Here is a 25,632-nt window from a genome sequence, read left to right as displayed (position 1 = left end):
GCGTCACTCCTCCCCGAAGATCTCCTTCAGCGCGGCGTCCACGTCCGCGTGCTCCGTGGCGAGGTCCGCACGGCGGCCGAGGTAGCCCGCGGGGTCGTCGAGGTCGGCGGTCACCGGCAGCAGGTCGGGGTGCTGCCACACGGCGTCCCGGCCCTCGGGGCCGGACTCGCGGGTGACGATCCCGAAGAGGGTGGCCGCGTCACGTGACCGGCGCGGACGCAGCTCCAGGCCGACGAGGGTCGAGAAGGTGTGCTCGGCGGGTCCGCCGGCCGCGCGGCGCCGGCGCATCATCTCGCGCAGCGGCACGGCGTGCGGCAGGTGCGGCAGGGCTGCCGTGGCCGTCACCTCGTCGACCCACCCCTCCACGAGCGCCAGCGTGGTCTCGAGCCGCAGGAGCGTGGCCTTCTGCTCGTCGGTGTTCTGCAGGCCGAACACGCCGCCCGACAGCGCCCGGCGCAGGGCGTCGGGGTCGGCGAGGTCGATGTCCTGGACCTGGCTCTCGAGGGCGGAGAGGTCGATCGTGATCCCGCGGGCGTACTGCTCGACGAGGCCGAGCAGGTGCGCGCGCAGCCACTGGACGTGCGTGAACAGGCGCGCGTGGGCGGCCTCGCGCAGCGCGAGGAACAGGCGGACCTCCTCCACCGGCGCGTCGAGCCCGTGGGCGAAGGCCGCGACGTTGGTGGGCAGCAGCACCGTCTGCGCACCGGCGAGGAGCGGCACGCCCACGTCCGTGGCGCCGAAGACCTCGCGCGACAGGGTCCCGGCGGCCTGGCCCACCTGCATGCCGAACACCGCCGAGCCGAGGCGCCGCATCATCTGTGCGGGGTCGATCCCGCCGAGGCCCGCGAGCACGCCGGCGGGCATGCCCGGCATGGCCACGCCGTCGTCCACGCCCTCCGGGAGCTGGTCGTGCAGCACGGTGGCGAGCGCGTCCGCGACCGACGTGGCGACCGGGGCGGCGAGCGCGTTCCACGCGGGGAGCGTGGCCTCCACCCACTCCGAGCGGCTCCAGGCCGCGGAGCCGCCGCCGGCGGGCGGGAGGTCGGTGACCACGTCGAGCCAGAGCTCGGCCACGGACAGGGCCTGGGTGACCTCGCGGGCCTGTCCACCCATGATCGACGGGTCGCCCTCGGCCACGGCGACCTGCCGGGCGATGTCGTGCGCCACGTCGGCGTTGACCGGGCCGGTGCCCGGCTCGGAGAGGAGGCGCTGCACCTGGGCGAGAGCCTGCTGCATCATCGCCGGGTCGGGCGCCGTGCCGCCCAGGGCGGTGGGGTCGAGCCCGCGGGCGCGCATCTCCGCGAGCACCTCCTCGGCGTCGTCGCCCAGCATGGAGCGGATCAAGTCCTCCCAGGACTGGTTGCCGGGGTCCGGCAGCTGCGGGTCGGTCATGATGCTCCTTGCCTGGTCCGTCGGTGCGGGGCCCGGTGCGCCCAGCGGTAGGGGCGCTCCGTCGGCTCTGCCGAAACATCACGTTAACCGTGCGAGCCGCCCGGAAGGTTCCCGCTTCGCTCTGGGCGCAGCGTCGGCCGACGGGGGAGAGGTCCCCGCCTCCCAGTCTCCACGACGGCTCCGCAGCGTGCACCATGCGTCCAGGACCGTGGGGGATGATGGGCCGGTGACCTCGACGCACGACCTGCAGAGCCATCCCGGGCAGGGCCCGCTCGACGACGGAGACCTCGACCCTCCGGTGAGCCGCCGCACGATGACCACGGGTGTGGCGCTGCTGGCCACGGCACTGCTGTCCGCCGCTGCGCTGGTGCTCCCGGCCCCCTACGCGATGCGCTCTCCCGGTCCCACGGAGGACACGCTCGGCGAGCAGGGCGGCAAGCGGCTCATCCAGATCGAGGGTGCCGAGACGTTCGAGGCCACCGGCGAGCTGCGCCTCACGACGGTCTCCGTCCTGGGCGGCCCGGGGTACCCCATGACGGCGGGCCAGGTCGTCCAGGGCTGGCTGGACCCGCAGCGGTCGGTGCAGCCGGTGGAGCAGATCTTCCCGGAGTCGACCACCAAGGAGGAGCAGCAGCAGGTCAGCCAGGCCGAGATGCTGTCCTCGCAGGAGGCAGCCACGGCCGCGGCCCTGACCGAGCTGGGCTACGACGTGCCGGCGACGCTGACGGTGGTCGCCGTGTCCGAGGGCACGGGCGCCGACGGGGTGGTCCGGCCCGAGGACGTCATCACCACCTTCCAGGGCGAGCCCGTCGGCACCTACGCGGACCTGATCGCCATGCTGGCCGAGACGGAGCCGGGCTCGGACGTGGTGCTCGGCGTGCAGCGCGGGGGAGCGCCGGCGGACCTGACGATCACCACGGGCGTGGCCGAGGGTGCCGACCGCGCCCTGCTGGGCGTCTACATCGACCCGGAGTACGACTTCCCGGTCGACGTCACCATCGAGATCGAGGACATCGGCGGGCCGAGCGCCGGCACGATGTTCGCCCTCGGCATCATCGACCGCCTCACCCGCGAGGACGAGGCCGACGGCGAGGTCATCGCCGGTACCGGCACGATCGACGTGGACGGCTCCGTCGGCGCGATCGGCGGCATCGAGCAGAAGATGTACGGCGCCCTGCGGGACGGCGCCGAGTGGTTCCTCGCCCCCGCCGGCAACTGCGACCAGGTGGCGGGGAACGTCCCCGACGGCCTGACGGTCGTCCGGGTCGCCACCCTGCGCGAGGCGCGCGACGCGGTACGCGCGATCGGCGCGGAGGACACGGAAGGGCTCCCGTCCTGCACCTCCTGACAGCGCGGTGACCGTGCCCGACGCCGGCCGGGCGCCTTCGCGGTCGCGTCGCCCAGGTCTGTGGGAACCTTGTGCGGTACCGGGCCGTTCCCCCGGGGAGGGCCCGTGCTGGGCCGCCGCAGTCGAAGAAGTTGTGAGGTAACGCCGCCGTGTCCTTCACCGCACCACGTCGCCGCTCGGGTGATGCACCCCTCGGACGACGCAGAAGTCCGCTGGGAGTGGCGATCGTCGTCGTCGCCGTCGCGATCGCCGGGCTGCTCCTGCTGGCTCAGCTCTGGACCGAGGTGCTGTGGTTCCGACAGCTCGGCTTCGACGACGTCCTCTGGACGCAGTGGGGCACCCGGGCGGCGCTGTTCGCCGCCGGGTTCCTGCTGATGGGCGGAGCGGTGTTCCTGTCGTTCTCGCTGGCCTACAGGTCCCGGCCGGTCTACGCGCCGTCCACGCCCGAGCAGGCCACGCTCGACCAGTACCGCGAGGCCGTCGAGCCGCTCCGCAAGGTGGTGACCATCGCCGCCCCGGTGATGGTCGGCTTCTTCGCGGGCGTCGCGGCGTCGGCCCAGTGGCGCACGGTCCTCCTGGCCTTCAACGCCGTGCCCTTCGGCACGGTGGACCCCGAGTGGGAGATGGACCTCGGGTTCTTCGTGTTCTCGCTGCCCGCGCTGCGGTTCGTCGCGAGCTTCCTCATGGCGGTCGTCATCCTGTCCGCCATCGCGGCCGTCGTGACGCACTACCTCTACGGCGGCGTGCGCGTCGGTGCCGCCTCCGGCGGCGGGCCCCGCACCACGCCCGCGGCGCGCATCCACCTCGCGGTGATCGGCGCCGTCCTCCTGCTCCTCGTGGCCGCGAACTACTGGCTCGACCGCTACACGATCCTGACGAGCTCGGGGGCCCGGTTCGACGGCGCCTCCTACTCGGACATCCACGCGGTGATCCCGTCCAAGGGCATCCTCACCGTCGTCGCCGTGTTCGTCGCGGCCCTGTTCGTGGTCGCCGCTGTCCGGGGCGACTGGCGGCTGCCCGCGATCGGTGTGGCCCTCATGGTCGTCTCCGCCATCGCGATCGGCGGGATCTACCCGGCCGTGGTCCAGCGCTTCCAGGTGAACCCGAACGCCCAGGAGCTGGAGACGCCGTACATCCAGCGGAACATCGACGCGACCCTCGACGCCTTCGACATCGACGAGGTCGAGAAGCAGGCGTACGACGCGACGACCGAGGCCACGGCGGGAGCGCTGCGCGAGGACGCCGAGACGGCGGCCTCCATCCGCCTGCTCGACCCGCAGATCGTCTCGCCGTCGTTCCGCCAGCTGCAGCAGAACAAGCAGTACTACGACTTCGCCGACACGCTGTCCGTGGACCGGTACATGGTCGAGGGCGAGTCTCGCGACACCGTGATCGCCGTGCGCGAGCTCAACCTCGAGGGCCTCGGCACGAGCCAGCGCAACTGGGTCAACGACCACACCGTGTACACGCACGGTTACGGCGTGGTGGCTGCCTACGGCAACCAGCTCGGACCGGACGGGCGGCCCGCCTTCTACGAGGGCGGCATCCCGAGCGCCGGCGCCCTGACGTCGATGACGGAGGAGGGCTACGAGCCGCGCATCTACTTCAGCCCGCGGACCACGCAGTACTCCATCGTCGGTGCCCCCGAGGGCACCACGCCGTGGGAGCTCGACTACCAGGCCGACGACCAGGAGGGTGGCGGCCAGGTCAAGACCACGTTCCCGACCCAGGCGGAGGACGCCGGGCCGAACGTCGGGTCGTTCATGCACCGCCTGCTCTACGCGCTGAAGTTCGGCGAGGAGCAGATCCTCTTCTCCGACCGCGTGACGGAGGAGTCGGAGATCCTCTACGACCGTGACCCCAAGCAGCGCGTCCAGAAGGTGGCGCCGTACCTCACCCTCGACAACCGGGTCTACCCCGCGGTCGTCGACGGGCGGGTCAAGTGGATCGTCGACGGCTACACCACCACCGACAACTACCCGTACTCCGCGTCGCAGCCCCTCGAGGAGGCCACGACCGACACGCTCACGCTCGAGCAGCAGACCGCGGCCTCGGTCGAGCTGCCGGCGGAGATCAACTACATCCGCAACTCGGTCAAGGCCACCGTGGACGCGTACAGCGGCGAGGTGACGCTCTATGCCTGGGACACCGAGGACCCGGTGCTCAAGGCCTGGTCCGGGGTCTTCCCCACCGCGCTCCAGCCCATCTCCGAGATCTCCGGCGACCTGATGAGCCACCTGCGCTACCCCGAGGACCTCTTCAAGGTCCAGCGCACGCTGCTCGCGACGTACCACGTGACCGACGCCGGCCAGTTCTTCTCCGGCCAGGACTTCTGGGACAACCCGGCGGACCCGACGGCCGCAGGCACAATCAAGCCGCTGCAGCCGCCGTTCTACATGACGCTGCAGATGCCGGGACAGGAGCAGCCCTCGTTCTCGCTGACCTCCACGTTCATCCCTGGTGGCAACACCGACCGTGAGGTGCTCACCGGCTTCCTGGCGGTCGATGCCGAGGCGGGGTCCGACGACGGTGTCCGCGCGGACAGCTACGGGCAGCTCCGGCTCCTCGAGCTGCCACGCGACACCACGGTGCCCGGCCCCGGTCAGGTGCAGAACAACTTCGACTCGAACCCGACGATCTCCAACGAGCTGAACATCCTCGACACCGAGGCGTCGAGCGTGCTGCGCGGCAACCAGCTGACGCTGCCCGTCGGCGGCGGCCTGCTCTACGTGCAGCCGGTGTACATCCAGTCGTCGGCGGGAACGCAGTTCCCGCTCCTGCGCCGCGTGCTCGTGGCGTTCGGCGACAAGGTCGGCTTCGCCGACACGCTCGACGAGGCCCTCGACCAGGTGTTCGACGGCGACTCCGGCGCTCCCACGGGCAGCGTGGACACGGAGCCGGACGTGCCGGACGCGCCCGCCGAGGGCGAGGGTGAGGGCGGTACGGAACCCACGCCCGCGCCGTCGGACACCGCTGCTCCGTCGCCTGCCGCGACGGACGCCGCGAGCCGGCTCGACGCGGCCCTGCGGTCGGCCAACCAGGCCATGCAGGACGGCCAGGCCGCGCTCGCCGAGGGCGACTTCGCTGCCTACGGCGAGGCGCAGGAGCGGCTGCAGACCGCGCTGGAAGAGGCGATCGCCGCGGAGGAGGAGCTGAACGCGGGCTCCTGACCTCCCAGCCCTGTGGGCGTGACCCCGGTGTCGACCGGGGTCACGCCCACAGGCGTTCCCGGGGCGAGCCGGCCCGGGCCACCACCACGGAGTTGATGACGTCGTCGGTGGGATGGACCACCTCCAGGACCGTGAACCCGCGCAGGGTGCTCGTCCGCACCGCGGGGTACAGGAGTGTCCGGAGACCGCGTGCGCTGCGCAGGAGCAGCAGGGCGCCCGGTCGCATCCGGGTCGCCAGACGGGCGGCGAGGGTGGCCTTCTCGGCCGTCGTGGTGCCGACGAGGGCAGCGAGGACCACGACGTCGTGGGCGCGGAGGTCGACGTCGGCCGCGTCGCCCACCTCGAGGCGCACGCCGCCTGGCCCCGAGAGGGTGGCGACCCGGCGTGCGGCCTCCGTCGCGACGGGGTCCACATCGACCCCCACGACCTCGGCCGACAGCCGGTCGGCGTAGGCGAACGCGGTGAGGGGGAGCGGGCCGCTGCCCAGGACCGCGACCGAGCGGACGGGTTCGTGGTGGTGCGGGGCAAGGGCGGCCAGCTCGAGCCGGACGAGCCGGCGGTAGTTGTCGGCGTAGGGAAAGGCGCGGAGCTCCGCCCGAGGGTCCGCGGCGGCGGTGATCCGCCTCGCCCAGGCCTGCTCCAGCGCGGACTCGCCCCGTGCGGACGAGGCACGCAGCGACGCTGCCCGACGCTGGACCCGTGGGTCGGCGAGCACTGCACGCGCCGTCGCCGCCGGTGTCCGCACGACCGTCCTCACCAGGTCGCCGAACAGCGCGTCGACCTCCGGTGCCGGTGTGAGCGAGGGGCGTGCCTCCAGCCGGTCGGCCAGGTCGGCGAGATGCTCGGCGACGGCGCCGGCGGTCGTGCGCGCGAACGCCGAGGGGTCGGTGGCAGGAATGAGATTCATTTTCACGAACGGTGATCGTGCCACGGGCGCGGTGCTGTTGTCTCCTGGGCCTGTGATTCCGCGGCTGGAGGGGTGTGACGCGCGCGACTGTCGATACGATTTGGCCTCACGTCCCAGGTGACGTAGTGTTAGGCCTACCGACGCGGGGTGGAGCAGCTCGGTAGCTCGCTGGGCTCATAACCCAGAGGTCGCAGGTTCAAATCCTGCCCCCGCTACAAAAGAAGGCCCCTGACCAGCAGAAATGCTGATCAGGGGCCTTTGTCATGCCCGGACGTGCGGCGACCGGGATTTATCGATATACAACGTGACGATCCGTTGCTAGCCTCAGGATCGCAACGCAGCCAGGCGGCGTGCTCAGGCACGGTTCGTGCGGATGAGAGGCAAGTCAATGATGATGAAGTCTCAGGCAAGGTTTAACGTTCGACCTGTCCGACGGTGGCGAAGAACGCTGGCGACAATGGCGGCCACCGCGGCAGGAGCGGGGGCGTTGATCGTCGCGCCGCCCGCGGCGGCGGACGCGGTGAGCGCGGACCCGTGGGTGGGCGAGGTGCCCAACAACCCGGTCTCGGACGTCTACCGCTTCACGGTGCCCTCGGCGGCCGTGACAGCGGCTACCGGGATCGAGAACGGCCTCGTCGCAGTGCAGGGCAACTTCGGCCCGGGCAAGGCCTGGACGGACCTCACCATGGGGACCAGCGGGTCGAACCTGACCGCGACGCTCGGCCCCCTCGAGCCAGGCCTCTACTACTACCAGTACGCGGTGCGTCCCGCGGCCGACCAGGACGTGGTCCCCTTCCGCAACCCCGACGCCCCGCAGGAGGTCACGTCGAAGCCCACCTACAGCACCCTGTTCGTCCCCGGACCGGGGGCGGAGTGGCTCGCTGACGTGGACGGCGGTGGAAAGCTCCAGACGCTCGAGTACAGCACGGGAGCGGCGAGCGGCAGCGAGGCACTCGTGTGGACACCTCCCGGGTACGACGAGGACCGCGCCGAGCCCTACCCGGTGCTCTACCTGCTGCAGGACGAGCGTCAGAGCTACCGCGAGTGGGTGGAGCTGGGCCGGCTCGGCCAGATCATGGACAACCTCACGCTCGGCGGGGACGCCGTGCCGATGGTGGTCGTCATGGCCGACGGCAGCAGGCCCGGCCCGGCCGGCGTGACCAAGGAGCTGCTTCCCGCCGTCGAGCGTGAGCTCAACGTCTCGGCCGAGGGGTCGGGCCGCGCGATCGCCGGCATCGGGCGCGGCGCCGAGCAGGCGCTGCAGGCCCTGGCAGACAAGCCGCGCGAGTTCGCGAACCTGGGCTCGTTCTCGGGCCGCTTCGACGGCGAGCTCTCCCAGGGCAGGGCCAAGCAGCTCAACGACTCCACCGACGTCGTCCGCCTGTACGCGGGCAACGTCACCGACCCCGCGTACAACGACACGGTCGCGCTGGCCGACACCCTGACCGCGGCGGGGGTGGACTTCCAGTCCGACGGGTCCGACCCCGCGACCGGCGGCACGTGGGACACGTGGCAGAAGAGCCTGCACGACTTCGCGCAGCGCGTCTTCCAAGAGGTCGAGGACGAGGGACCGAGCGAGGGCCACCTGCCGTTCGTGCAGCACGAGCTGCCCGCGGCGGGCACGACCCCGACGCCGTGGATCGACGAGAACGGCGTGGTCACCTTCGAGCTGGGCCCCGAGTTCGCGGAGGCGAACGGCATCAGGGTCTGGGGCAACTTCGGCCCGGCGGGAAGCTGGCCGCGTACCCCCATGGTCCAGCAGGCCGACGGGTCGTGGCGGCTCTCGCTGGCCGTCGAGGGCGGCTCGTACTACTACAAGTTCGAGGTTGACGGCGTGGACCACAAGGACCTCGGCAACCCCACGAGCGTGTTCTCGGAGCCGAGGTGGAGCACCTTCACCGTCGAGGGCGACACCCTGCGGGGGCGGTACACCGCAGAGGTGCCCGAGGACGCGCGGGGCGACGTCAGCGTCATGAGCTACCCGAGCACGGCAGGCGGGGGCCAGGAGCGCTCGGCGTACGTGTGGACGCCACCGGACTACGACGCGGACCGCGCCGAGGCGTACCCCGTGCTCTACCTCCAGCACGGCGGCGGTCAGACCTGGACCGACTGGCTCGAGGTGGGGTACATCGACCGCATCCTCGACAATCACTACCTGCAGGGCAACATCGTGCCGATGGTCGTCGTCATGGCCAACGGGAACGGCGTGAACTTCCCCACGGAGATCACGACGCGCATCGCGCCGGCCGCCGAGGAGCAGTTCAACGTGAGTTCCGAGGGCGACCAGCGAGCGCTCGCGGGCCTGTCGCTGGGCTCGGGCCACACGCTCAGCACGCTCTGGGCGCACTCTGGTGAGTTCGGCTACATCGGTGCCATGTCGGCGTTCGGCAGCCCGCCCGCCACGGCCGACGTCGCGGCCATCAACGAGGGCACGAAGCTGCTGCGCGTGTACACGGGTGACGTGCAGGACTTCACCTACCCCTTCACGATGCAGCTGGTCGCAGCGATGGGGAGCCGGGGGATCAACCACGAGCTCGCCCCGATCATCCCCGGGCCGCACAGCTGGGACGTCTGGCAGAAGTCGGTCATCGACTTCCTGCCCCGGCTGTTCAAGGACGCCTGACCGGCGTCAGCACGGTGCGGCCGGCGGGCTCAGCCCGCCGGCCGCACCACCTGGATGGAGGTGGCTGGACGTGATGCGCGCAGAGCCGGTGGGCGCACCGTGTGCTGTGCACGGTGAGGGCCCGTTCTGGGACGAGCCCTCCGCGAGCCTTCTGCTCGTCGACCTGCTCGCGGGCGACGTCGTGCGGCTCGACGACGCGGGTACCCCGGCCCGGTCCCACGTCGGGACGGTAGCCGCCGCTCTCCGCAGACGCGCGAGCGGCGGGTACGTCCTGGCGCTCGAGCGTGGATTCGCGTTCGCCGACGAGCAGCTGCGCGTCACGGGCGAGGTCGCCGTGTTCGACGACCCGGCGGTCCGGATGAACGACGGCGGGTGCGACCCGCAGGGCCGGTTCTACTGCGGCACCATGGCGCACGACGCGACGCCCGGCGCGGGGAGCCTGTTCCGCCTGGACACCGACGGCTCTGTCGCGACGGTCCTCAAGGGCGTGACCATCTCCAACGGCCTGCAGTGGAGCGCCGACGGGACCTTGGTCTACTACATCGACACGCCCACCGGCCGGGTCGATGTCTTCGACGTCGACCCGGCGACCGGCGCCTTCCACGAGCGCCGCCCGTTCGCCGTCGTCCCGGAGGGCAAGGGGCTGCCCGACGGGATGGCGATCGACACCGAGGGCGGGATCTGGGTTGCCTTGTGGGAAGGGGGCGCGGTGCACCGGTACGACGCCGACGGCGTCCTCACCGCCGTGGTGGAGGTGCCGGCGAGCCGCACGACCGCGTGCGCCTTCGGCGGGCCGGACCTGCGGACGCTGTACGTCACGACGTCGCAGCTCGGCGTGCCCGACGGGGCAGAGCCGCTGGCGGGCGCGGTGTTCGCGGTGGACACCGGGGTGGTCGGGGCCGTGCAGCACGCGTACGCCGGCTGACGCGCGCCCGCCCGGCAGGCCCGCGCGCCCGCCGAGCCCTCGTCAGGGCAGCCGCAGCGCGCCGTCGACGCGCCGCGGGAGGTTCCAGGGGTTGGCCTCCTGCAGAGCCGGCGGGAGAAGCCCGTCCGGGACCGACTGATAGCTGACGGGCCGCAGGAACCGGCCGATGGCGGCCGTCCCCACGGACGTCGTCGGGGTCGTGGCCGCGGGGTACGGGCCGCCGTGGTGCATCGCGTGCGTGACCGACACGCCCGTGGGCCATCCGTTCCACACCACCCGGCCGGCGCGGTCGGCGAGACGTTCCAGGAGCGGCCGCACCAGCTCCGCCTCGCTCTCGGTGCCCTGGACGGTCGCGGTGAGCTGGCCGTCGAGCGCGGCCGCTGCGTCGGCGAGCTGGGCGGGGTCGTCGTACGTGACGATCAGGGCGGCGGGGCCGAAGCACTCGACCTCGAGCCGCTCACGGGCGGGCGCGTGCTGGTCGTAGGTCGTCGTGAACAGCGCCAGGGCGGGCGCCGTCCCGACGTCGGTGGTCCCGGCCACCAGGGTGACCTCCGGCTGCTCGGCGAGGCGTGCCAGCGCCGCCGCGAAGCCCGACCGGATCCGGTCGTTCAGCATCGGAGCACCGGTGAGCGTGCCGGCACCCTGGGCGATGCGCTCGACCAGGTCCGTGCCGGCCGGCACGAAGATCACGCCCGGCTTGGTGCAGAACTGCCCGACGCCGAGCGTGACCGAGCCGAGGAAGCCGCTCACGAGGGCGTCGGCGCGCTCGCGGGCGGCGCCCGGGGTGACGAACACCGGGTTGACGCTGCCGAGCTCGCCGTAGAACGGGATGGGGTCGGGGCGGGCCGCGGCCAGGTCGAACAGGGCGCGGCCGGCGGTCTGCGAGCCCGTGAACGCGCCGGCCCGGATCCTCGGGTCGGCCACGAGCCTCCGGCCGGTCTCGACACCCGTCACGAGCCCGACGATGCCGTCGGGAGCGCCCGCCTTGTCCAGGGCGGACGCGAGGACGGCCGCCGTGCGGTCCGACAGGAGCGGGTGGCCGGGGTGAGCGGTGACCACTACCGGGCACCCGGCCGCGAGGGCGGATGCGGTGTCGCCGCCGGCCACGGAGAAGGCGAACGGGAAGTTGCCCGCCGACCAGACGGCCACGGGACCCAGCGGCCGCAGGACCCGCCGCAGGTCGGGGCGCGGTCCCATGCCCCAGCCCGGGTCGGCGTGGTCGACCCGCGCGTCGAGGTAGGAGCCCTCGCGCAGCACGTCGGCGAAGAGGCGGAGCTGGAAGGTGGTGCGTTTCAGCTCGCCGGTGAGCCTGCCCTCGGGCAGGTGCGTCTCGCTGGCCGCGACCGGGACCAGGTCGCCCGCCGCCGCGTCGAGGGCGTCGGCCGCCGCCTCCAGCCACCGGGCGCGCTCCGCGGGGGTCGCCGCAGACGCCGGCTCAGCGGCCGCGGCGGCTCGCGTCAGAAGGTCCTCGTACACGAGGCTCGGGGTGTCGAGCGTGTCCGGACTCATCGTTCCTCCAGGTCGTCAGGGCGTCGTCGTCCGACGACGGTGACGCGGTTTGTCAGGGAACCGATGCCGTCGATCTCGATCCGCACGACGTCGCCCGCGGCGAGGGTGAGCTCCGCCTCCGGGACGATGCCGGTCCCGGTGAGGAGCACGGCGCCGGCGGGCAGGTCGAGCGCGAGCACGAGCCAGCGGGTGAGCGTGTCCGGCGTCCGGACGAGCGCACCGGTGGACGACGCTCCCTCGAACACCGTCTCGCCGTCGCGCTCGATCGTCAGGCGGACCGCCCACGGTCCGTCCGGCGCGGCCCACACCGGCACGATGGCGGTGCTCAGGGCGCAGGAGCGCGTGTAGACCTTGGCCTGCGGGAGGTAGAGAGGGTTCTCGCCCTCGATGGAGCGGCTGCTCAGGTCGTTGGCGGCCAGATAGCCGAACACGTCGCCGGACCGGTTCACCACCAGGGCGAGCTCCGGCTCGGGGACGTCCCAGCCCGAGTCGGCGCGGATGCCGACGTCGTCGCCGTCGGTCACCACGCGCGCCGCCGTCGACTTGAAGAAGAGCTCGGGGCGGTCGGCGGTGTAGACGTGGTCGTAGACGGTCGGGTCGGTCGACTCCTCGGCGCGCCCGTCGCGGCTGCGCCGGTAGGTGACGCCCGCCGCCCAGACCTCCTGCTCGTCGACGGGCGGCAGAAGCCCGCCGGTCGCGTCGATCTTCTCGCCGCCCTGGGCCGCCCGCTCGACCACCTCGCGGGCGGCGTCGAGCGGCATCGACAGCAGCTCGGCGAGGGGCACGGGAAGGGCGTGCAGCCCGCCGGCGGTCCGGACGGCCCACCGCGGGCCGTCCGGCGACGCGACGCGGACGATCGACGTGCCCACGGAAACGTCAGTGCGACTCACGGGCCACCTCCGACCCGCTCGCCCCGACGAGGAAGTCGAGGTCCGCCCCCGTATCCGCCTGCAGTACGTGGTCGACGTAGAGCCGCTCCCAGCCGCGTCGCGGTTCGGCGAACCCTGCGGTGGTGGCGTCCGGAACCCGGCGGGCCCGCAGCTCGTCGTCGGGCACCAGCAGCTCGAGGCGCCGCCCGGCGACGTCCAGGAGGATCTCGTCGCCGTCCTGGACCAGGCCGAGCGGGCCGCCCGCCGCCGCCTCCGGTGCTACGTGCAGCACCACGGTGCCGTAGGCCGTGCCGCTCATGCGGCCGTCGCAGATGCGGACCATGTCGCGTACCCCCTGCTCGAGCAGCTTGGCCGGCAGCGGCAGGTTGGCGACCTCCGGCATGCCCGGGTAGCCCTTGGGGCCACAGCCCCGGAGCACGAGGACCGATGTCGCGTCGACGACGAGGTCCGGGTCGTCGATGCGTGCGTGGAAGTCCTCGACCGAGTCGAACACGACGGCCCGGCCGCGGTGCAGGAGCAGCTCGGGGCTGGCCGCCGCGGGCTTGACGAGCGCACCGTCGGGGGCGAGGTTGCCGCGGAGGACCGCGATCCCGGCGTTGCCGACCAGGGGCGCCGCACGCGGTGTGATGACGTCCGTGTCCCACACAGGGTTGCCGGCGAGGTGCTCGACGAGCGGCTTGCCCGTGACGGTCATCGCCGACGGGTCGAGCAGGTCCTTGACCTGCTCCAGGACGGCCAGGGGGCCGCCGGCCCGGAACAGGTCCTCCATGAGGTACGTGCCCGCGGGCTGGAGGTTGACCAGGAGCGGCACGTCCGCGCCGACGCGGTCGAAGTCGTCGAGCGTCAGGTCGATCCCGAGCCGCCCGGCGATCGCGAGCAGGTGCACGACGGCGTTGGTGGACCCGCCCACCGCGGCCAGCGCGACGATCGCGTTGAGGAACGAGCCGCGGCTGAGGACCTGGCCGAGCGTGCGGCCGCTCGCGACGAGCTCCACGGCGAGCCGCCCCGACGCGTGCGCGCTCTCCAGGAGGCGGCTGTCGGCGGCCGGGGTCCCGGCGACGCCGGGGATGGTCGTTCCGAGCGCCTCGGCCATCACGGCCATGGTGGAGGCGGTGCCCATGGTGTTGCAGTGCCCGCGGCTGCGGATCATCGAGGACTCGGAGCGCAAGAACGTGTCCGCGCTGAGGCGCCCGGCGCGGACCTCCTCGCTCAGCTTCCACACGTCGGTGCCGCAGCCCAGGGGCGTGCCGCGGAAGTGGCCGTTGAGCATGGGCCCGCCCGGGACGACGACGGCGGGCAGGTCCACCGAGGCCGCGGCCATCAGCAGGGCCGGGATCGTCTTGTCGCACCCGCCGAGCAGGACCAGGCCGTCCACGGGGTTGGCCCGGAACATCTCCTCCATGGCCATCGCGGCCAGGTTGCGCCAGAGCATCGCCGTAGGGCGCACCTGGGTCTCGCCGAGGGAGACGACGGGCAGGTTGAGCGGGATGCCGCCGGCCTCGTAGACGCCGTTCTTCACGGACTGCGCCACCTCGTCGAGGTGCGCGTTGCACGGGGTGAGGTCCGACGCGGTGTTGGCGATCGCGATCTGGGGCCGGCCCTCGAAGGCGGTCGACGGCACGCCGCGCCGCATCCAGGCGCGGTGCAGGTAGGCGTTGCGGTCGTCGCCGTCGTACCACTCGTTGCTGCGCAGGCTGGTCATCGGCTCAGCCCTCCCGCAGCTGGTCGAGGAGCGTGGCGCGCACGTCGCACGCGGCGAACGAGAACGAGGTCACGAAGGCCTCGAGCTGTTCGTCGTCCAGGCCGCGGAACAGCTCGGCGTACTCGTGCGCGAGCGGCTGAGCCAGCCCGAGGTTGATGATCAGCGTGCGCACCCAGTCGAACCGCCCCCACGGGTAGGGGTCGAACGAGGGGAACTCCCGGGCGACGAGGTCCTGGAACGGCTGCGTCGCCTCCCGCTCGCCGATCCCGTCCGTGCCCCACTGGTCGGCGGCGAGCCGCTTCTTCTTGGCCATGAAGTCGCCGAAGTGCTGCAGGTACGGCGAGGCGGGACTGACCGTCAGCAGGCCCTGGACCCCCACGTCCTTGTACGTCCAGGCGGTCCAGCTCGCGTCGTGGTCGCGATAGATGTCCAGCTGGTCGGCGAGGATCTGGCGGCGGACCGCGTCGACCGCCTCGTCGCCCGTGTAGATCGGCCCGAACTCGCCCACGAGGATCGGCGTGCCGGTGGACCGCGCGAACTCCGAGCGCTCGAGGAACTTCGCCAGCGCGAGGTCTTTGCTGTACTCGCTGCTGCGGCCCAGCCCTGCCGGCACGTAGTCGTGCAGCGTGTACACGGTGTTGGGCGCGGGCTCGGTGAACATGGAGAAGTCCGTCGAGTACGTGTTGCCGTCGAGGAACACGATGTGGTCCGGGTCGACCTCACGCACCGTGGCGAGCAGCCGGTCGTACACCGGCCCGACGACGCGCCCGGTCGGGTCGGCGGGCTCGTTCATGAGGTTGTAGCCCGCGACCCGGACGTTGCCGCGGTAGTGCTCGGCGATCGCCCGCCACAACACGTCGACGCGGTCCTGGAACTCCCGGTGGGTCCAGAACTTCGCCACGTGCGTGTCGTTGTCGGAGTGCCAGTGCTGGTTCTGCGAGCCGGGCAGGGCGTGCAGGTCGATGATCGAGTACACGCCGTGCCGGCCGAGCGCCTCGATGGCGCGGTCCAGGTGGCGGAAGCCGTCCTGGTCCACCTCGAACGGCGCGTCGTCGTGCTGGAGGTGGCGGTAGTTGACCGGGATCCGGACGAGGTTGAAGCCGTTCTCCCCGAGGAACCGCGCGTCGTCCTCGCTGAAGAACTCGCTGAGGAGTCGCTCGAAGAACCGGTCCGCACGCTCCGCGCCCAGCACGTCGGCCACGGTACGCCGCATCAGAGACTCGTTGGCGGCGTACCCGGTGATGAAGTTCTCCATGTTGAGCCAGCCGCCGAGGCAGATGCCGCGCAGGCGCACAGCGTCACCGAAACCGTCGACGAACTTGCTGCCCTGCGTCGTCAGAGGTCGGGGAGGTACGGATACGGCCATCCTGGGGTCTCCTTCGTCCGGGGGTGCTATGGGTGTGCGAGCCGCACGAGGGTCCAGGACACGGGCGGCAGCTCCGTGCGCGCGTGGTCGTCGGCCACCTTGGCGGTGGTGTTGGTCCGCGGGAGCACGGAGGTGGCGTCGTCCGCGGTCGCGGACCAGGTGTGGTCCGGGTTGGCGAGCGTCAGTGCCTCCACGAGGCGCAGGCCGGGGAAGCCGCGGAGGTCGACCTCGAGCACGACGCCGTCGGTCACGGACCGGTTGACCGCGAGGATCAGCAGGTCGCCGGTCTCCGGGTCGTGGGTCGCGACCGCGTCGAGCACCGGCACGTCGCCGAACTTGGCGGTGGGCTGCACCGGGGAGTCGACCGCCAGGCGCAGCACGTCCCCGGCGGCGTGCCGGGCGGTCAGGGCGAAGGGGTGAAAGATGGTCTGCCGCCAGGCGCGGCCGCCTGGCTCGGTCATGATCGGCGCGATCACGTTGACGAGCTGGGCGAGCGAGGCGGCGTGGACGCGGTCGGTGTTGCGCAGCAGGGAGATCAGCAGGTTGCCGACCACGACGGCGTCGGCCACGTTGTACTTGTCCTCGAGCAGGACCGGGGCCACGGGCCAGTCGTCGCCCGAGGGGGACTGCGACTCGGCGCGCTTCTGGTACCAGACGTTCCACTCGTCGAAGGAGATGTTGATCCGCTTGGTGTGTTTGCCGGCGGCGCGCACCGCGTCGGCGGTCGCCGCCACGGACTCGATGAAGTGGTCCATGTCGATGGCGGAGGCGAGGAAGGAGGCGAGGTCGCCGTCCTCCTCCCAGTAGTAGGCGTGGGCCGAGACGTGGTCCACGTGCTCGTACGCCTCGGTGAGGACCACCCGCTCCCACTCGCCGAAGGTCGGCATCCCGGAGCCGGAGGAGCCGCAGGCTACGAGCTCCAGGTCGGGGTCCAGCATCCGCATGGCACGCGCGGTCTCTGCGGCCAGGCGCCCGTACTCGTGGGCGGACTTGTGCCCCACCTGCCAGGGGCCGTCCAGCTCGTTGCCCAGGCACCACATCTTGACCCGGTACGGGTCCTCGGCACCGTTGGCGCGGCGCTTGTCGGACCAGGCCGTGCCGCCCGGCACGTTGCAGTACTCCAGCAGGTCCAAGGCCTCCTGGACGCCACGCGTCCCCAGGTTGACCGCCATCATCGGTTCCACCCCGGCCTTGGCCGCCCAGCGCATGAACTCGTCCACGCCGACCAGGTTGGGCTCGGTCGAGTGCCACGCCAGGTCCAGGCGCCGCGGTCGCTGGTCCACCGGGCCGATCGCGTCCTCCCACCGGTACCCGGAGACGAAGTTGCCGCCCGGGTAGCGCACGGTGGAGACGCCCAGCTCCCGGGTCAGGTCGACGACGTCGCCGCGGAACCCGTCGGCGTCCGCGCTCGGGTGCCCGGGGTCGTGGATCCCCGAGTAGACGCACCGGCCCAGGTGCTCGACGAACGACCCGAACGTACGGCGGCGGACGGGCCCGACGACGAACGCCGGATCGACAGTGATGGATGCGGACAGCATTGGTGGATCTCTCCTCGGTGCAGGGTGGGGGCTCCGCGGGCGGACGGCCGCTGGGGTCTGCCCAGCAGCCGCCCGCCGGCTCGCGGAGTGCGTCGCGGCGGCGCCGCGCGACGAGTGCTACTCGCCGAGCTCGTTCTGCAGGTCGGACTGCGCCTTGTCGAGCGCCTCCTGCACCGGCACGTCGTTCTCGTAGATCTCGTTGAGCGTCACGGTGGTGAAGGTGTTGTCGAGCGTCGGCCAGTTGGGGTTGCTGAACGACTCGAAGTGGCCGATGTCGTCCTTCACGTCGTTGAGGACGTCGAACAGGTTCGTCTGGAAGTACTTGTTGAACTTGTTCTCGGGGTTCTTCGTGATCTCCTCGTCCTCCCAGACGGACATGTTCACCGGGTCGAAGCCGAGGACTTCCCACACGGCCACGTTGGCCTCGGGCGACAGCTTGGCGAACGCGACCCACTCGGCGGCGAGCTCCTTGTTGGGCGAGGCGAGCGGGACCGCTGCGCCGGTACCGCCGCCGCCGATCGTCTTGAACTCCGCGTCCTCGGGGACGGGCGCGGGTGCGATGGCAACCTTGCCGGCGAGGTCGGGCATGTAGTCGACGTAGCGGGACGTGTACCACGCCGGGTACACGATCGCGGCGTAGTCGCCGTTGTTGATGGCGCCGTACGCCTCCTCGGTGTCCGGGCTGCCGCCAGGGATGGTCGATACCGCTCCGGCGTCCTGCATCTCCTTGATCATCGAGATGGCCTCGACCGCCTCGGGGCTGTTCACCTGCACCTTGCCCTCGTCGTCGAAGAACTGGCCGCCGAGCTGGGCGGTGACCAGCGGCTCGACAAAGTTGACGCCGGTGCTCGCGACGCCGAACGCCTTGCCGGTGGCCGAGCTGTACGTGGTGCCCGCCTCCTTGAAGTCGTCCCAGGTCTCGATGGTCGTGTAGTCGATCCCGGCGCCCTCGAGCAGCTCGGTGTTGTAGAAGGCGACGAACGCGCCGACGTGCGTCGGGAGCCCGTACACCCGCCCCTCCTTGCTGTACAGGTCGAGGCGCGCCTGGACGACGTCGTCCTTGTACGGCGCCGCGGCGTCCGTCAGGTCCATCAGCGGGGGCGTCGACCCCCTGACGAAGTTGGCGAACTTGTTGACCTCGATGTCCACCAGGTCGGGGAGGCCCTCGCCCGAGTTGAAGGCGAGCTGCAGCTTGTTGTGCATGTCGTCGTAGGGGTAGACGGTGACCTCGAGCTTGATCTCCTTGTCGGGGTTCGCCTTGTTCCACTGGGCGGCCATCTCCTCGTAGTAGGCCGCGTGGACGTCGGCGAACGTCCACATGTTCAGGGTGGTCGAGCCGTCGGCGTTGGTCGTCGGCTCGCCGCCCTGGCCGCCGCCGCACGCGGCGAGGGCGGTCACGGTCACTGCGGCGACGAGCCCGGACACCATTGTTCGTAGCTTGCTCATGAGACTTCTCCGTTCGATCTGTCGGGCGGTCAGCCCTTGACGGCTCCGGCGGTCATTCCCTGGATGAAGAAACGCTGGAAGGCGAGGAAGAGGATGAGGATCGGGATGAGCGAGAAGAAGGCGCCGATGATGAGGAGCTCGTAGTTGTTCCCGTACGGCGTCAGCAGGGTGTTGAGGCCGATCGGCAGGGTGAACTTCTCGGGGCTGCGCAGCACGAGCAGCGGCCACAGGAAGTTGTTCCACGTGATCATTCCGTTGAGGATCGCCATGGCCGCCATCGCCGGCTTGGTGATGGGGAGGACGATCCGGAAGAAGATGCCGAACTCGGTGACGCCGTCCACCCGCCCGGCCTCGAGGAGCTCCTTCGGTATTCCCAGGAAGTACTGGCGGAAGAAGAAGATCGTCACGGCCGAGGCGAGAAAGGGCAGCACGATCACGGTGTAGGTGTCTGCCAGGCCCATGTCGTTCACCTGCACGTACAGGGGCAGCATGAGCATCTCGAACGGCACGGTCATCACGAGGAGCACCATGATGAAGCCCAGCGTCTTGCCCTTGAAGTCGTACATGGCGAATCCGTAGGCGACGAAGGAGCTCACGAGGAGCGTGCCCACCACCTGGACCACCGTGAGCAGGAAGGTGTTGGCGAACCATCGGAAGTACGGGCCGGAGTCCGTGAAGAGCAGGACGTAGTTGTCCAGGCTCAGGCCGCCGAGGTCGACGTCGAACGTCATGCCGCGACGGATCACCTCGTTGCCGTCCTGGAAGGTGCCGACGAAGATCGCGACGAGCGGCACCAGCGAGATCGCGGCGATCAGGACGAGGAAGCCTGCCTGGACCCAGGCCGCGGCGCCCGGCGACAGGCCCTCGCTCCGCGAGGTGCGCCTCGACCGGTCGTCGCGGTCGGGCGGGGAAGGTCGCAGGACCGGCGCGGCGGTGGGTTGCTGAGTCGCCATCACACTTCCTCCTTCTTGAACGTCCCGCTGGCGAGGAGGTACGTGATGTTGATCGCCATGACGATCACGAGCAGCACCACGCCGACCGCGGAGGCGAACCCGAGGTTGTTCTCCTCGATCCCCTTGCGGTAGAGGTACCCGACCACCGTGAGGCCCTGGTTGTTCGGCGAGTTGTTGCCGGCGTAGAGCATGAAGCTCTCGAGGAACATCGCCAGCCCGCCGTAGACGCTGATGGTGACGACGTAGACGATGGTGGGCTTGAGGTTCGGCACGGTGATGTGGATGAACTGGCGGAACTTGCTCGCCCCGTCCATCGCGGCCGCCTCGTAGTACTCCGAGGGGATGGCCTGCATCCCGGCGATGAAATACATCATGTTGACGCCGGCCCATCGCCACAGCGCGAGCGCCAGCAGCGCGGTCAGACCCGTGAGGTCCTCGCGCAGCCACCGGACGGGACCGAACCCGAAGAAGTCGGCGACCTGGTTCATCATCGCGGAGCCGGACTCGGCGAAGATCAGCCGGAAGACGATTCCGGCGACCACGACCGACGTGAGCGCCGGCACGAACATCGAGGCCTTGAAGAAGCCCTTGAGCCGAGGGCTGCCGATCCGGGAGTTGACGATCGCGGCGAGCACCAGCGGGATCGGGACCAGCAGCACGATGGTCAGGACCATGTAGCGGATGCTGTTGTACAGCGCCTTCCAGAAGATGCTGTCCCGCCAGAGCCGCTCGTAGTTGTCGAGGCCGATGAAGGTCGCCTGGCCGTAGAGAACTTCCTGGGTGCTCATGACGAAGGACCGCCCGAGCGGGACCACCCAGAAGACGGCGAGCGTGATCAGGAACGGAAGGATGAAGATGTAGGGCGCGAGCCTCTTCGAGTACAGGATCTGCTTCAGCACGGTGTGCTCCCCTCCTCGGTGCGGGCAGACGGGCGACCCGGTCCGGGCGCCGGGCTCGGGTCGTCGCACGAGTACCCCGATGCCTGCGCCAGCCAGACGGGAGGGGCATCATGGGCGTCGTGGTAAAGATGAGCGACGTCGCGCACGAAGCGGGAGTGTCGAAGATGACCGTCTCGAACGTCATCAACGGCCGCCCGGGAGCGAGCGACGACACACGGGAGCGCGTGCTCGCCGCCGTGGAGCGCCTCGGCTACCGGGTGAACACGACGGCGCGCCACCTGCGCGCGGGCCGCACCGGGGCGATCGGCCTGCTCGTCCCGCACCTCGACGGGCCGTACTACGCACACCTCGCCGCCCGGCTCGACACGCTGGCGCGGGCGCGCGGGCACCACGTCATCATCGAGCGGACGGGCGCCAGCAGGGAGGGCGAGCTCGAGGCCATCTCGCCTGAGCGCGTCCGGCCCTACGACGGCCTCGTCTTCAGCCCGGTCCAGCTCGAGACGGCTGACCTGAGCGGGATCGGGGTGCCTCTCGTGCTGCTCGGCGAGCGGCGCCTCGCCGGGCCGTTCGACCACGTCATGATGGACAACGTGGGCGGCGCGGACCTCGCCACCACCCACCTGATCGAGCGTGGCTCGCGCCGGCTCGCCCTGGTGGGCGGTCGTCCCGACAAAGGCGTCGACAGCATGGCCACCCTGCGCACCCGCGGTTACCGCCAGGCGCACTCCAGGGCGGGCCTCCCGGTCGACGAGCAGCGTGTGGTCGACGCGGACTCGTTCACCACCAAGGACGGCTACGAGGCGGTCATGCGGCTCCACCGCGAGCAGGTCCCGTTCGACGGCGTCGTCGTCCTCACGGACGCCGCGGCGATGGGGGTGCTGCGCGCGCTGGCCGACATCGGCCGACGGGTCCCGGACGACGTCCAGGTCGTCGGGTTCGACAACGATGTGGAGGGCGAGTACCTCGTCCCCCGTCTGACCACCATCGACCCGGACAACGACTCCATGGCGGCGCGCATCATGGAGCTGCTGTTCCGCCGCGTCGAGGCGCGGGCTCCCCTTACCGGCGACGCGGTCGAGGTGGTGACCTCGGCACGCCTCGTCGTACGCGAGTCGACGCGTCCTCGCGCGCTCGCCTAGTTCTCGTTCGGTCACAGCGCCTCTTCCTTGAGTCACGCCAGTCCACCGGGCTATATCGATAAAGTACGGCTGCCCGAGGGGGGTGTCAACGGGACTAGGCTGGCGAGACAGGCCTTGAGGAGGTCGCGATGGCAGCGGTGGACGTCCGGGTCGAGCGCGTGATCCACGCTCCCCTCGCCGAGGTGGCCGCCTATGCGGCAGACCCGTCGAACGCGCCCGAGTGGTACGCGAACATCCGGTCGGTCGAGTGGCGCACCGGCCCTCCGGTTAGGGTCGGCTCGGAGATGGACTTTGTCGCCCGGTTCCTCGGTCGGCGCATCGCATACACGTACCGCGTCGAGGAGCTCGCGCCCGGGCAGAGGTTGGTGATGGCCACGGCGCAGGGCCCGTTCCCCATGCGGACCGAGTACACCTGGGAGCCCGCCGACGGCGGAACCCGGATGACGCTGCGCAACACGGGCGACCCGTCGGGCTTCGCCTCGGTCGCCGCGCCGGTCCTGGAGGCAGCGATGCGCCGGGCGACGACGAAGGATCTGGAACGGCTCGCGCGCATCATCGAAGGGCGCGCGGAGACCCCGGGGCGCACGTAGCAGGCTCCCACGCCACGAGGAAGGGGCCGGGCATCCGGAACGACAGGTTGTCGTCGCTGACCGGCGGAGCCACGACCCGGCAGCGGCGCAGCGCCGGACCCAGCTCCGCGAGCACCACCTCCGCCTCCAGGCGCGTGAGCTGGCTGCCCAGGCAGCGGTGGGCGCCCGCCCCGAACGCGAGGTGCCGCCGGGAGCCTCGCTGGCCGGGCGCCATCCGGCCGGGATGCTCCACGACGGTGGGATCGGACCCGGCGGCGCCGAGCCAGACCAGCACCGGCTCGCCGCGCCGCACGGGCACGCCCCCGAGGTCGGTGTCGGCGGCGGCGACCCGCCGCCACGACGTGATCGACGAGTGCAGGCGCAGCCCTTCCTCGACCACGGCGGCCGGGTCGTCGTCGAGCAGCGACGGCTCCGAGAGCAGGCGGTGCAGGAGCACGGTGAGGAACTGCGACGTCGTCTCCTGGCCGGCGACGAGCAGGAAGAACAGCGCGGCCGTCGCACGGTCCTCGCCCTCGGCGTCGCGCACGGCCCCGACGGCGCCGTCGGCCCTCGCCACCATGGCGCGCAGCCGCCGGTGGTGCGGTCCCACGACCCGTGCCAGGTCGAGCTGACGGGCGGGCGACGGACGGCCCCAGAAGAGCTCGAGCGCGGCCCGGGAGAAGACCTTGAGCTCCGCCGCGGGCCCGAGATCCAGCCCGAACAGCCGCCCGAGCGCGGCGGGCGGCACCTCGGACGAGACGACGGCGTCGAGGTCGACGACGCCGCCCTGACGGAGGTCCCACGTGGCCCGGGCCACCGTCCGCCGGACCACGCCCGCGAGCCAGGGGCGCAGCTCCGCCACCCGGACCGGGTGGAATGTCTCCGCGAACACGGCCCGGATGGGCTCGTGGCTCGGCCCGGCGTTGTTCGCGAGCGTCGGTGGCAGCCGGAAGCGGTGCCGGGCGAGCTCGCGCAGCGTCGTCGGCGACAGGGGGGTGATCGCGTCCAGCGCGTTCACCGGCGAGAAGGCCTCGTTGTCCGTCAGGACGTGCCGCGCGAGCCGGTGCGAGGCCACGACGACCTGCCCCTCCCGCCGGAACACGTCGGTGTCCGGGCGGTCGTGCCGCCACAGGTCGAACAGCACGTCCGTCAGGCCCCCGGCTGCCAGCGCCCGCCGAGGGAGGCGGCGAGCCAGTCGGCGGCCTGCGTCCGGAACTCGGTGGGGGAGAGGGATCCGGCACCCTCCGGGAGGATGCCGAGGAGAGGCGCCTGCGCCGCGACCGGGAGGTCGGTCAGGTTGCACCGCGACGCGAGGTCGGGGCAGGCCGGCAGGCTGCCGACCACCACGCCCGGACAGGTGATCCCCCGGGTCCGCAGGGCCTCCAGGGTGAGCGCCGTCGCGTTGAGCGTGCCCAGCCCCGCGGCCGCGACCACGATCACCGGCGCGCGGAGGTGCACGGCGATGTCGGCCAGCGTGGAGCCGTGGTCGTCGAACCGCACCAGCAGCCCGCCGCACCCCTCGACGAGCACGAGGTCGTGGGTGCGGGCCAGGGAGTCCACGGCCCGCGTGACCCAGGCCGGGCGGACCGGTGCCAGCCCGGACCGGCGGGCCGCGGTCTCGGGTGCGAGCGGCTCGGGGTAGCGGGCGAGCTCGTACATGGTGACGGAGCCGGCGAGCCGCGCGACGGTGTCGACGTCGCCGGGCTCGCCCTCGCCCACACCCGTCTGTGCGGGCTTCACGACGGCGACCGTGTGGCGCGCGGCGAGGGCGACCGCGGCCAGCGCGGCCGTGGTGACGGTCTTCCCGACGCCGGTGCCCGTGCCGGTGACCACCAGGACCTGCGCGGTCATCGCGCGCCGCCCCTCGAACCGGCGGGCACGCCCGAGGACGCGAGCACCGCGGCGCGCACACCGGCGCAGACGCGCGCGAGGTCGTCGTCGTCCGTCACGTAGGGCGGCATCGTGTAGACCAGGTCGCGGAAGGGGCGGAGCCAGACCCCTTCCGCCGCGGCGGCGTGCGTGGCCGCTGCGACGTCGACGTCGTGGTCGAGCTGCACGACGCCGATCCCGCCCAGCACCCGGACGTCCCGCACCCCGGGCAGCCCGGAGGCCTCGGCGAGCCCGTCCCGGAGACCGGACTCCAGCCGGGTCACCGTGGCGCGCCAGTCCTGGCTCAGGAGGAGGCCCACCGACGCGTCGGCGACGGCCGCGGCCAGCGGGTTCCCCATGAAGGTGGGCCCGTGCGCGAGCACCGGCACCTCGCCCCCTGAGATCCCGGCGGCGACCCGGGTGGTGCACAGGGTCGCGGCGAGCGTCAGGTAGCCGCCGGTCAGCGCCTTGCCGAGGCACATCACGTCGGGCGCGACCCCCGCGTGGTCGGCCGCGAACAGCTCCCCGGTGCGGCCGAACCCGGTGGCGACCTCGTCCAGGACGAGGAGCACGTCGTGCGCGTCGCACGCCTCCCGGAGCACCCGCAGGTACGCGGGGGAGTGGAACCGCATGCCGCCCGCCCCCTGGACCACGGGCTCCACGATCACCGCGGCCAGCTCGTGGGCGTGCTGCGCCACCAGGTCGGTGAGCACCCGGACGTACTCGGGGTCCGGCTGGGCGTCGAACCCCGGCGGCGGCGCAGGTGCGAAGACCTGGCGCGGCAGGGCGTCCGACCACAGCTGGTGCATCCCGCCCTCGGGGTCGCACACGGACATGGCGTGCCAGGTGTCGCCGTGATAGCCACCGCGCCAGGTGAGCAGCCGGTGCTTGCCCGGCCGCCCCACGGAGGACCAGTACTGGAGGCACATCTTGATCGCGACCTCGACGGCGACGGAGCCGGAGTCCGCGAAGAAGACGTGCCGCAGCCCGGCGGGCGTGATGTCGACGAGCCGCGTGGCGAGGCGTACCGCGGGCTCGTGGGTGAGCCCGCCGAACATGACGTGGCTCATCCGGTCGAGCTGGTAGTGCGCGGCGGTGTCCAGGACAGGGTGGCCGTAGCCGTGGATCGCCGACCACCACGAGGACATGCCGTCCACGAGCTCGCGGTGCCCTTCGACGGGCTCGGCGAGGCGGAGCCGGACACCGGACGCCGACTCGACGACCAGCGGCGGCACGCCGGGCATGGGGCCGTAGGGGTGCCACACGTGCTCCTGGTCCAGCGCGAGCAGCTCCGCGCGCCACGTCCGTGCCGTCGACGTCCCCTCCGCCGACGCCCCGTCACGCATTGGGCGGCAGGTCTGTGCCGGCGCCGCGGCGGCGGACCGCG

Annotated in this window: 19 protein-coding genes and 1 tRNA gene; 7 read left to right on the top strand and 13 right to left on the bottom strand. The window is 71.7% G+C overall.

The annotated features are described in order from the left end of the window. Window positions 1-3 precede the first annotated feature (3 nt). On the bottom strand, window positions 4-1,392 hold the full coding sequence (locus D1350_RS15365) for a zinc-dependent metalloprotease (RefSeq protein ID WP_125776891.1): 1,389 nt from the start codon (window positions 1,390-1,392) through the stop codon (window positions 4-6). 226 nt (window positions 1,393-1,618) lie between these two features. Between D1350_RS15365 and D1350_RS15360 the strand changes: the two genes are divergently transcribed. Together D1350_RS15360 and D1350_RS15355 are read left to right on the top strand one after the other, a co-directional pair. Continuing rightward, complete coding sequence (locus D1350_RS15360; RefSeq protein ID WP_240644127.1) at window positions 1,619-2,740, top strand: YlbL family protein; 1,122 nt, start codon at window positions 1,619-1,621, stop codon at window positions 2,738-2,740. A 149-nt stretch (window positions 2,741-2,889) separates the two neighbouring features. Next, on the top strand, window positions 2,890-5,910 hold the full coding sequence (locus D1350_RS15355; RefSeq protein WP_125776890.1) for a UPF0182 family membrane protein: 3,021 nt from the start codon (window positions 2,890-2,892) through the stop codon (window positions 5,908-5,910). Between the two features lie 40 nt (window positions 5,911-5,950). On the opposite strand, the gene D1350_RS15350 is transcribed toward D1350_RS15355, so the two are convergent. Beyond that, window positions 5,951-6,817 carry a nicotianamine synthase family protein gene (locus D1350_RS15350; protein ID WP_125776889.1) on the bottom strand — a complete coding sequence of 289 codons (867 nt, stop codon included), beginning with the start codon at window positions 6,815-6,817 and terminating at the stop codon, window positions 5,951-5,953. A 141-nt stretch (window positions 6,818-6,958) separates the two neighbouring features. On the opposite strand from D1350_RS15350, the gene D1350_RS15345 reads away from it, so the two are divergent. From D1350_RS15345 to D1350_RS15335, 3 genes are all read left to right on the top strand, one after another. Next, window positions 6,959-7,032, top strand: a tRNA-Met gene (locus tag D1350_RS15345). Window positions 7,033-7,274: 242 nt separating this feature from the next. Continuing rightward, window positions 7,275-9,440 (top strand): alpha/beta hydrolase-fold protein, encoded by a 2,166-nt coding sequence (locus D1350_RS15340; protein ID WP_125776888.1) that lies wholly within the window; start codon window positions 7,275-7,277, stop codon window positions 9,438-9,440. Between the two features lie 73 nt (window positions 9,441-9,513). Next, complete coding sequence (locus D1350_RS15335) at window positions 9,514-10,365, top strand: SMP-30/gluconolactonase/LRE family protein (RefSeq protein WP_125776957.1); 852 nt, start codon at window positions 9,514-9,516, stop codon at window positions 10,363-10,365. A gap of 42 nt (window positions 10,366-10,407) precedes the next feature. Here the strand turns inward: D1350_RS15335 and D1350_RS15330 are convergent, their stop codons facing one another. From D1350_RS15330 to D1350_RS15295, 8 genes are all read right to left on the bottom strand, one after another. Continuing rightward, window positions 10,408-11,874: an aldehyde dehydrogenase (NADP(+)) gene (locus tag D1350_RS15330; protein WP_125776887.1), complete on the bottom strand. Its 1,467-nt coding sequence runs from the start codon at window positions 11,872-11,874 to the stop codon at window positions 10,408-10,410. Further along, window positions 11,871-12,764: a fumarylacetoacetate hydrolase family protein gene (locus tag D1350_RS15325; RefSeq protein ID WP_240644124.1), complete on the bottom strand. Its 894-nt coding sequence runs from the start codon at window positions 12,762-12,764 to the stop codon at window positions 11,871-11,873. The genes D1350_RS15330 and D1350_RS15325 overlap by 4 nt, the downstream gene beginning before the upstream one ends. Continuing rightward, window positions 12,751-14,466, bottom strand: coding sequence for an IlvD/Edd family dehydratase (locus D1350_RS15320; protein WP_125776886.1), 1,716 nt, complete (start codon window positions 14,464-14,466; stop codon window positions 12,751-12,753). Before D1350_RS15320 ends, D1350_RS15325 begins: the two co-directional genes overlap by 14 nt. Window positions 14,467-14,470: 4 nt before the next feature. Beyond that, complete coding sequence (locus tag D1350_RS15315) at window positions 14,471-15,832, bottom strand: glycoside hydrolase family 5 protein (protein ID WP_125776885.1); 1,362 nt, start codon at window positions 15,830-15,832, stop codon at window positions 14,471-14,473. Between the two features lie 26 nt (window positions 15,833-15,858). Further along, on the bottom strand, window positions 15,859-17,370 hold the full coding sequence (gene arfA / locus D1350_RS15310; RefSeq protein ID WP_125776884.1) for an arabinosylfuranosidase ArfA: 1,512 nt from the start codon (window positions 17,368-17,370) through the stop codon (window positions 15,859-15,861). Between the two features lie 117 nt (window positions 17,371-17,487). Further along, entirely contained in the window at window positions 17,488-18,816 is a 1,329-nt protein-coding gene (locus D1350_RS15305; protein WP_125776883.1) for an ABC transporter substrate-binding protein, read from the bottom strand. Window positions 18,817-18,845: 29 nt separating this feature from the next. Next, window positions 18,846-19,769 carry a carbohydrate ABC transporter permease gene (locus D1350_RS15300; RefSeq protein WP_125776882.1) on the bottom strand — a complete coding sequence of 308 codons (924 nt, stop codon included), beginning with the start codon at window positions 19,767-19,769 and terminating at the stop codon, window positions 18,846-18,848. After that, window positions 19,769-20,668, bottom strand: coding sequence for a carbohydrate ABC transporter permease (locus tag D1350_RS15295; RefSeq protein WP_125776881.1), 900 nt, complete (start codon window positions 20,666-20,668; stop codon window positions 19,769-19,771). Before D1350_RS15295 ends, D1350_RS15300 begins: the two co-directional genes overlap by 1 nt. Window positions 20,669-20,796: 128 nt before the next feature. On the opposite strand from D1350_RS15295, the gene D1350_RS15290 reads away from it, so the two are divergent. Both D1350_RS15290 and D1350_RS15285 read left to right on the top strand, forming a co-directional pair. Next, window positions 20,797-21,807 carry a LacI family DNA-binding transcriptional regulator gene (locus tag D1350_RS15290; RefSeq protein WP_125776955.1) on the top strand — a complete coding sequence of 337 codons (1,011 nt, stop codon included), beginning with the start codon at window positions 20,797-20,799 and terminating at the stop codon, window positions 21,805-21,807. Window positions 21,808-21,935: 128 nt separating this feature from the next. Further along, window positions 21,936-22,397: an SRPBCC family protein gene (locus D1350_RS15285; protein ID WP_125776880.1), complete on the top strand. Its 462-nt coding sequence runs from the start codon at window positions 21,936-21,938 to the stop codon at window positions 22,395-22,397. On the opposite strand, the gene D1350_RS15280 is transcribed toward D1350_RS15285, so the two are convergent. From D1350_RS15280 to D1350_RS15270, 3 genes are read right to left on the bottom strand one after another with little or no spacing between them, the layout of a single operon-like run. Next, entirely contained in the window at window positions 22,360-23,520 is a 1,161-nt protein-coding gene (locus D1350_RS15280) for a cytochrome P450 (RefSeq protein ID WP_125776879.1), read from the bottom strand. The genes D1350_RS15285 and D1350_RS15280 overlap by 38 nt on opposite strands. 5 nt (window positions 23,521-23,525) lie before the next feature. Continuing rightward, window positions 23,526-24,227 (bottom strand): dethiobiotin synthase, encoded by a 702-nt coding sequence (bioD, locus tag D1350_RS15275; protein WP_125776878.1) that lies wholly within the window; start codon window positions 24,225-24,227, stop codon window positions 23,526-23,528. Next, window positions 24,224-25,591: an adenosylmethionine--8-amino-7-oxononanoate transaminase gene (locus tag D1350_RS15270; RefSeq protein WP_125776877.1), complete on the bottom strand. Its 1,368-nt coding sequence runs from the start codon at window positions 25,589-25,591 to the stop codon at window positions 24,224-24,226. Before D1350_RS15270 ends, bioD begins: the two co-directional genes overlap by 4 nt. Window positions 25,592-25,632 lie beyond the last annotated feature (41 nt).

The sequence above is a fragment of the Antribacter gilvus genome (genome assembly GCF_003946865.1).
Classification (GTDB): domain Bacteria; phylum Actinomycetota; class Actinomycetes; order Actinomycetales; family Cellulomonadaceae; genus Antribacter; species Antribacter gilvus.
Note: the sequence above shows the minus strand (reverse complement) of the source record. Positions and strands in the feature narration are given on the sequence as shown.

Coding starts and splice junctions, on each gene's coding strand:
- bioD (WP_125776878.1), bottom strand. CDS start 24,227: ATGACCGCGCAGGTCCTGGTGGTCACCGGCACGGGCACCGGCGTCGGG.
- D1350_RS15300 (WP_125776882.1), bottom strand. CDS start 19,769: ATGGCGACTCAGCAACCCACCGCCGCGCCGGTCCTGCGACCTTCCCCG.
- D1350_RS15365 (WP_125776891.1), bottom strand. CDS start 1,392: ATGACCGACCCGCAGCTGCCGGACCCCGGCAACCAGTCCTGGGAGGAC.
- D1350_RS15320 (WP_125776886.1), bottom strand. CDS start 14,466: ATGACCAGCCTGCGCAGCAACGAGTGGTACGACGGCGACGACCGCAAC.
- D1350_RS15350 (WP_125776889.1), bottom strand. CDS start 6,817: ATGAATCTCATTCCTGCCACCGACCCCTCGGCGTTCGCGCGCACGACC.
- D1350_RS15285 (WP_125776880.1), top strand. CDS start 21,936: ATGGCAGCGGTGGACGTCCGGGTCGAGCGCGTGATCCACGCTCCCCTC.
- D1350_RS15340 (WP_125776888.1), top strand. CDS start 7,275: ATGGCGGCCACCGCGGCAGGAGCGGGGGCGTTGATCGTCGCGCCGCCC.
- D1350_RS15315 (WP_125776885.1), bottom strand. CDS start 15,832: ATGGCCGTATCCGTACCTCCCCGACCTCTGACGACGCAGGGCAGCAAG.
- D1350_RS15290 (WP_125776955.1), top strand. CDS start 20,797: ATGAGCGACGTCGCGCACGAAGCGGGAGTGTCGAAGATGACCGTCTCG.
- D1350_RS15270 (WP_125776877.1), bottom strand. CDS start 25,591: ATGCGTGACGGGGCGTCGGCGGAGGGGACGTCGACGGCACGGACGTGG.
- D1350_RS15335 (WP_125776957.1), top strand. CDS start 9,514: ATGCGCGCAGAGCCGGTGGGCGCACCGTGTGCTGTGCACGGTGAGGGC.
- D1350_RS15305 (WP_125776883.1), bottom strand. CDS start 18,816: ATGAGCAAGCTACGAACAATGGTGTCCGGGCTCGTCGCCGCAGTGACC.
- D1350_RS15330 (WP_125776887.1), bottom strand. CDS start 11,874: ATGAGTCCGGACACGCTCGACACCCCGAGCCTCGTGTACGAGGACCTT.
- arfA (WP_125776884.1), bottom strand. CDS start 17,370: ATGCTGTCCGCATCCATCACTGTCGATCCGGCGTTCGTCGTCGGGCCC.